Here is a 6,275-nt window from a genome sequence, read left to right on the forward strand (position 1 = left end):
GGTGACCACCATCCAGCCGGCCGCGCCGACCAGCAGCAACACGGCGACCAGACGCCACCCAAGGTGACGAGACAACAGAAGGAACCTCCAGCGGTAGCCCACGCCGCACGGGAGGCGGCGCGGGAGGGCGATCAGGCCGGCCGGAGGTGGGGCGGCGCCCGAGGCCCCCGGGGGGCCGAGAGCACCAGCGACCGGGCCGGAGCCGAGCCGGATCGGCGTCGTCTCGCGGGCACCCCGTAGGCGACCACGACCGACGCGGCCAGCAGGCCGAGCAGCAGCGGCACCAGACGGCCGCCCGGTTCCGAACGGCCCACCGGTGGGCGCAGCACCGGGGCGCGATCCCCCAGGACGGCCGGTTCGGCACCCGGCTGGAGGTGAATCGCCGCCAGCTGATCCGCGGAGTCGGCCGCCCGGGCGGCCAGTCCGCCCGCCCACAGCGACCCGAGCACAACGGCGAGGACCAGGAACATCCTGGTGACCGGCTGCTGTCGCTGTGTCCTCATCGCGCTTCGACCGTACTGGATGCGACAGGAATCGCCAAGGTGAAGGCGGCGATCCCCCCGGGACGGCGGGCAGCTCGCCATGCCCCGCTGGCGCCCGCAGGGCGGCGAGCCACTCCCGCAGCCCGATCCCGGTGGACACCAGCCCGTCGGGGGTCTGGGTGGCGGCGTCCTGGCGTGTCCTCGGCCGGCTCATCCCGAAGGCGTGGGTCGGACCGCCAACGACGAGCAGCGTGACGTCGTCGTCGAGCGTCGCCGGGGCGCTGCCGACCTCCACGGCGTCGACCCGCATCCGCTGGGCCAGCCCACCGGCGATGGCGTCGGCGATCGTCTGGGTGTTGCCGAACATCGATTCGTAGACCACGAGCGCGCGCATCTCGTTCCTCCTCGCGCCGATGGGTGCCTCCTGCTCGATCACACCACCGGCCCCGGTGCCGGGACAGAGGCGAACGTCCCGCGCCGTTCGGGTTTTCGGGCGGTGCCGGGCGGGAAGCCATCTATCGCCGAATCCTGGAGGTGCCCGATGCTCGAGAAGCTGCTCCTGGCCGTGGACCAGTCGGAGAACAGCCGCAAGGCCGTCCCGGCCGTGATCGAGCTGGCCCGTGCCGGCGGTGGGACCGTCCACGTCCTGCACGTCCGCGAGCTCTACTACCCCGTGCCGCCGACCGTCCGAGGCGACAGCGCCGAGGAGGCCCAGGAGCTGGTCGACGGCATCGTCAAGGAGCTGCAGGCGGCCGGGGTGACGGCCGAGGGCGCCGTCCGGCCCAGCACCGGTGGCTCACCGGCCGGGGAGGTGCTCAACCACGCCCGCGAGGTCGACGCCGGCATGATCGTGGTCGGCTCCCACGGCCACTCGCCGCTGGGCGGGCTGCTGCTGGGCAGCGTCGCCCACAAGCTGACCCAGCTCTCGACCTGCCCGGTCCTGGTCGTGCGCGACCAGGAGAGCCTGGAGGAGCGCCACCACGACGTCCTCCGCGCCCAGACCCGGTTCCAGTCCTAGCCGGCCAGCAGCAGGCGCAGGCCGACGGCGACCCCGAAGGCGATCACCAGCCAGCGCAGGGCCCGGTCGTTGAGGCGCCGGGCCAGGACGACCCCGAGCTGGCCTCCGAGCAGGCTGGCCACCGCCATCACCGCCACCGCGACCCAGCTGACGTCGGCGAAGAGCACGAACGAGACGGCGGCGATCAGGTTGATCAGCAGCGACAGCAGCCCCTTGAGGGCGTTCAGCCGCTGCAGCGTGTCGGTCAGGAAGATGCCGAGGATGGCCAGCATCATGATCCCGACCCCGGCGCCGAAGTAGGCGCCGTAGGCGGCGGCGAGGAACTGGGTGGTGAACAGCGGCACGGTGTGGGGGCTGGCGCCGGCCTGGGCACCGGCGGGAGGCGGGTCGGCTGCGGGTAGCGGGGCCTCGCGGCGTTCCCGGACCAGCCGGGCCAGGCGGGGCTGGGCGGCGAGGAGCCCGCAGGCCAGGAAGATCAGGAACGGCACGACGCGCTCGAACAGCTCGGCCGAGCTGATCAGCAGCAGCCAGGCGCCCAGCACGGCCCCGACGGCGCTGATGGCGCCAAGGGCGAGGGCCCGGCCCCGCTGGCCCTCGAGCTCGCGCCGGTAGCCGAGGGTCCCCCCGAAGTAGCCGGGGGTGAGCGCGACCGTGTTGGTGACGTTGGCCGTCAGCGCCGGGTAGCCGACCGCCAGCAGGGCCGGGAACGACAGCAGCGACCCGCCGCCGGCGACCGCGTTGACGGCGCCGGCGAGCAGGGCCGCCCCGGCGAGGAGCGCGATCTGGACGGGTTCGAGGGTGGGCATGGGCCTCGTACGATAGTCAATCGCCGAGCATGCTTCGCGCCCGCGCCTGTCGAAGGACCTGCGGGCTGATGGCCCGGTAGGCCGGCCACCTGCGTTCGGCTGTTCGGCCAGTGTCCCGGGACATGGGAGGATCCCGGCATGGGTGGCCCCGAACAGGAGAGGAGTTGGCCCATGCCGCCTCGCAGGCCGACCGTCCCGTGAGCGGACCGAGCCGGCCCGTCCTCCAGCTGGACCGGCTGGACGCGGTCGTGTTCGACACCGACGGTGTGCTCACCGACACGGCCAGCGTGCACGCGGCCGCCTGGAAGCAGCTGTTCGACGGCTACCTGGAGGAGCGGGCGGCCCGCCTGGGCGAGCCGTTCCGGCCCTTCACCGAGGCCGACTACCTGGGCCACGTCGACGGCCGGCCCCGCTACGACGGGGTCGCCGCCTTCCTGGCCTCCCGGGGTATCACCCTCCCCTGGGGGGACCCGGCCGACCCGCCGGGCCGCGAGACGGTCTGCGGGCTGGGCAACACCAAGGACGGCCACTTCACCGCCTACCTCCGCGACCACGGGGCCAAGGCGTTCCCGAGCTCGGAACAGCTGGTGCGGCGGCTCCGGGCCGCCGGGGTCCGGACGGCGGTGGTGTCGGCCAGCCGCAACATGGTCGCCGTGCTGGCCTCGGCCGGGCTGCGGGGGCTGTTCGACGCCGAGGTCGACGGGGTCGAGTCCGGGCGGCTGGGGCTGCCCGGCAAGCCCGACCCGGCGCTGTTCCTGGAGGCGGCCCGGCGGCTCGGGGTCGTCCCGGCCCGGGCCGCGGTGGTCGAGGACGCCCTGGCCGGGGTCGAGGCCGGCCGCCGCGGCGGGTTCGGGCTGGTCATCGGGGTCAACCGTGGCGATCAGGCCGCCGCCCTGGCCGAGCGGGGCGCCGGGGTGGTCGTGGACGACCTCGGCGAGCTCGCCGTGGAGGGGGGCGGCAACCACCGGCCGGCTCGCCGGTGACCACCTGAACCCTCGCCCGAGCCTGCCCTTGGAGCTGGAAGGCTCGCCTCGACGTCCGCCACCGCGGTCACTGGGGCAGGGCGGCAGCACCCGCGAGTTCCCGCTGAAGGACCCAGAGAGACCGGGCCGTTCGGCCCATGACCGGCCCTCGCGAGCGCGGCAACCTTGGCAGCGAGCGGCAAGGTGCCGTTCGGTGAAGGAAAGGAAGCATGACAGCATGAAGCGGTGGCTCTTGCCGGCCGCGCTGGCGGTCCTGATCGTCGGCGTGGTCCTCACTCTGGCAGGCAACTACGGCCGCCAGCTCGTCCACGACCAGCTGGCCGCCCAGAAGATCACGTTCGCCCCCTATGACGAGTCCGGTCAGAACGGCGACAACTACCAGGCCTACCCCGAGCTGCGTGACCGCGCCGGCACCACGGTCACCGACGGGCTCGCCGCCCGCGACTTCGCGACCTACATCAACGCCCACGTGATGGAGACGACCGACGGCCGGTCCTACTCCGAGGTCAGCGCGGCCGCCCGGGCCAACCCCGAGGACGAGGAGCTGGCCGCGGTCCGCCGGAGCGCGCTCGACGGGCAGCTGCTGGCGGCCATCATGTGGAACACCTACGGCTGGTGGCTGCTGGCCACGGTGGCCTTCTTCGCCGGCATCGCCCTGATCGTGGCCGGGCTGGCCCTGGGCCTGGTGTCGCTCCTGGCCCGCCGCCGGTCCGAGGTCGTGGCTCGACCCGAGCCCCGGGCCGAGGTCCGGACGTAGCGGCCCGGCAACCCAGCCAGCTGCCTGACCGAGCGCTGGAGCGGGCGGCGGGGAAGCATCCCGCCGCCCGCTCCGATCCTTGCCCGGCGCCTCCACCCACCGTGGCCGGGCGGCTCCCAGCGGGACGCGGCGCTAGGCTGAGCGCGCGACCAGGAGGAGGAGGCGGCATGGAGCAGCGGACGATCGGTGGGCAGGGGCTGGTGGTGTCGGCGCTCGGGCTCGGGTGCATGGGGATGAGCCAGTCGTACGGGCCGGCGGACGAGCGGGAGTCGGTGGCCACCATCCACCGGGCGCTCGAGCTGGGGATGACGTTCTTGGACACCGCGGATGTGTACGGGCCCTTCACCAACGAGCGGCTGGTGGGCCGGGCGATCGCCGGGCGCCGGGACGAGGTCGTGCTGGCGACCAAGTTCGGGAACCAGCGGCGGGCCGACGGGAGCTGGGTGCGGGTCAACGGGGAGCCGGAGTACGTGCGGCGGGCCTGTGACGAGTCGCTGGAGCGGCTCGGGGTCGACCACATCGACCTGTACCACCAGCACCGGGTGGACCGGACGGTGCCGGTCGAGGACACCTGGGGGGCGATGGCCGAGCTGGTCGAGGCGGGCAAGGTCCGCTACCTGGGGATCTCGGAGGCGGCGTCGGCGACGGTGCGGCGGGCCCATGCCGTGCACCCGGTCACCGCCGGGCAGTACGAGTGGTCGCTGTTCTCCCGCGACCTGGAGGACGAGCTGGTGCCCACCCTGCGCGAGCTGGGGATCGGGGTCGTCGCCTACAGCCCGCTGGGGCGGGGGTTCCTGTCGGGCCGGATCACCTCGCCCGACGACTTCGGCGAGGACGACTTCCGGCGCGACCACCCCCGGTTCACGGGGGAGAACTTCGCCCGCAACCTCGACCTGGTCGAGCGGGTGCGGGAGCTCGCGGCCGCCAAGGGGGTGACCCCGAGCCAGCTGGCGATCGCCTGGGTGCTGGCCCAGGGCGACGACGTCGTGCCCATCCCGGGGACCAAGCGGCGCAGCTACCTGGAGGAGAACGCCGGCGCCCTGGAGGTCGACCTCGACCCCGGCGACCTGGCCGCGATCGAGGAGGTCACCCCGCGCGGGGCGGTGGCCGGCGAGCGCTACGGGCCCATGCACATGGCCAACGTCAACGCCTAGCAACGGCCCAGCCGGCAGGCCGACCGCGGGATCGCCGGCGGTTTGCTGGTGGCCCTACCGTGCGGGGTCGGCCGGCGGTTCCTCGGGCGGGGGGTTCACGGGCCGTCCTCGTCGGCCGGCGCCTGGGCGCGGGCCCTGGCGATGGCCCGGGCGCTCAGGATCGGCCAGCAGGTCACGGTGAGCACGGTCATGGCGGCGAAGCTGCACCAGAAGGGCGCGGTCAGCCCGTAGCGGGCGGCCAGCAGGCCGCCGGCGACCGCGCCCAGCGACAGCGAGCCGAAGCCGAACAGCGCGTAGGCGCTGTTGACCCGGCCCAGCAGCCGGGCCGGGATCAGCTCCTGGCGCAGCGACACGCTGATCACGCTCCAGGTCATGGCGTGGAAGCCGAACAGCGCGAACATGACCCCGACCAGGATCGGGCTGCGGGCCAGGGCCAGCACCAGGTGGGTGGACGACTCGATGACGAGGCCCAGGCGCATGGTGGTGGCCGGGCCGAGCCGGCCGATGACCCGGTCGGCGACCAGGCTGGCGGCGATGCCGCCGACCGCCATCGACGACAACAGCAGGCCGTAGCCGACCGAGCCGAGCCCGAGCCGCTCCTGGGCGTAGAGGACCGACAGGGACAGGGTCGCCGACAGGGTCAGGTTCATCAGCGCGATGGCCACGGCCAGGATGCGCAGCAGCCGGTTCCTGGCCAGCCAGCGGACCCCTTCGGCGATCTCGGCGCGGAGAGTGGTCGGGGCGGCGCCCTCCGGCCGCTCGACCCGGAACCGGCCGCCCATGGCCGCGACCAGGGCGGCCGCGGCCGCGAAGGTCCCGGCGTCGAGCAGGAACGGCACGGCGGCGGCGGCCGCGAACAGCAGCCCGCCGAGCGGCGGGGCGACCAGCTCGTTGGCCACCATGCGCGCCCCCAGGAGGCGGCTGTTGGCCCGGGCCAGCTGGTCCCGGGGGACGACGGCGGGCAGGATCGAGACGGCCGCGTTGTCGAACAGGGTCTCGGCGGTGCCGAGGGCGAAGAACACCACATACAGCAGCGGCAGGCTGGCGGCGTCGGCGAGCACGGCGACCCCGAGCA

The 6,275-nt window shown here is 74.1% G+C and carries 7 protein-coding genes and 1 pseudogene; 4 read left to right on the forward strand and 4 right to left on the reverse strand.

What is annotated here, in order from left to right; translation table 11 throughout:
- Positions 1 to 131 precede the first annotated feature (131 nt).
- Entirely contained in the window at positions 132 to 503 is a 372-nt protein-coding gene (locus tag VF468_10330) for a hypothetical protein (protein ID HEX5878704.1), read from the reverse strand.
- A gap of 202 nt (positions 504 to 705) precedes the next feature.
- Positions 706 to 876: pseudogene (locus VF468_10335) on the reverse strand (flavodoxin domain-containing protein).
- 147 nt (positions 877 to 1,023) lie between these two features.
- On the opposite strand from VF468_10335, the gene VF468_10340 reads away from it, so the two are divergent.
- Positions 1,024 to 1,500, forward strand: a complete 477-nt coding sequence (locus VF468_10340; GenBank protein ID HEX5878705.1) for a universal stress protein — start codon at positions 1,024 to 1,026, stop codon at positions 1,498 to 1,500.
- Here VF468_10340 and VF468_10345 read toward each other — a convergent pair.
- The gene (locus VF468_10345; protein HEX5878706.1) at positions 1,497 to 2,306 is read right to left on the reverse strand and encodes a sulfite exporter TauE/SafE family protein; all 810 of its coding nucleotides are present in this window, start codon (positions 2,304 to 2,306) and stop codon (positions 1,497 to 1,499) included. The two genes, VF468_10340 and VF468_10345, sit on opposite strands and share 4 nt — an antisense overlap.
- Before the next feature lie 197 nt (positions 2,307 to 2,503).
- Here VF468_10345 and VF468_10350 point away from each other — a divergent pair, with 197 nt between their 5' ends.
- From VF468_10350 to VF468_10360, 3 genes are all read left to right on the forward strand, one after another.
- Positions 2,504 to 3,289 (forward strand): HAD-IA family hydrolase, encoded by a 786-nt coding sequence (locus VF468_10350; GenBank protein HEX5878707.1) that lies wholly within the window; start codon positions 2,504 to 2,506, stop codon positions 3,287 to 3,289.
- Between the two features lie 217 nt (positions 3,290 to 3,506).
- Positions 3,507 to 4,046 carry a hypothetical protein gene (locus tag VF468_10355; protein ID HEX5878708.1) on the forward strand — a complete coding sequence of 180 codons (540 nt, stop codon included), beginning with the start codon at positions 3,507 to 3,509 and terminating at the stop codon, positions 4,044 to 4,046.
- Between the two features lie 167 nt (positions 4,047 to 4,213).
- The gene (locus VF468_10360; GenBank protein ID HEX5878709.1) at positions 4,214 to 5,200 is read left to right on the forward strand and encodes an aldo/keto reductase; all 987 of its coding nucleotides are present in this window, start codon (positions 4,214 to 4,216) and stop codon (positions 5,198 to 5,200) included.
- 95 nt (positions 5,201 to 5,295) lie between these two features.
- Here VF468_10360 and VF468_10365 read toward each other — a convergent pair.
- The coding region (locus VF468_10365; GenBank protein ID HEX5878710.1) for an MFS transporter at positions 5,296 to 6,275 on the reverse strand (980 nt) is incomplete at its 5' end.

Source organism: Actinomycetota bacterium, from assembly GCA_036280995.1.
Classification (GTDB): domain Bacteria; phylum Actinomycetota; class CALGFH01; order CALGFH01; family CALGFH01; genus CALGFH01.

Bases quoted from the DNA above. Each gene is read 5' to 3' on its own strand.
- VF468_10330 (HEX5878704.1), bottom strand. From the start codon at position 503: ATGAGGACACAGCGACAGCAGCCGGTCACCAGGATGTTCCTGGTCCTC.
- VF468_10355 (HEX5878708.1), top strand. From the start codon at position 3,507: ATGAAGCGGTGGCTCTTGCCGGCCGCGCTGGCGGTCCTGATCGTCGGC.
- VF468_10345 (HEX5878706.1), bottom strand. From the start codon at position 2,306: ATGCCCACCCTCGAACCCGTCCAGATCGCGCTCCTCGCCGGGGCGGCC.
- VF468_10340 (HEX5878705.1), top strand. From the start codon at position 1,024: ATGCTCGAGAAGCTGCTCCTGGCCGTGGACCAGTCGGAGAACAGCCGC.
- VF468_10360 (HEX5878709.1), top strand. From the start codon at position 4,214: ATGGAGCAGCGGACGATCGGTGGGCAGGGGCTGGTGGTGTCGGCGCTC.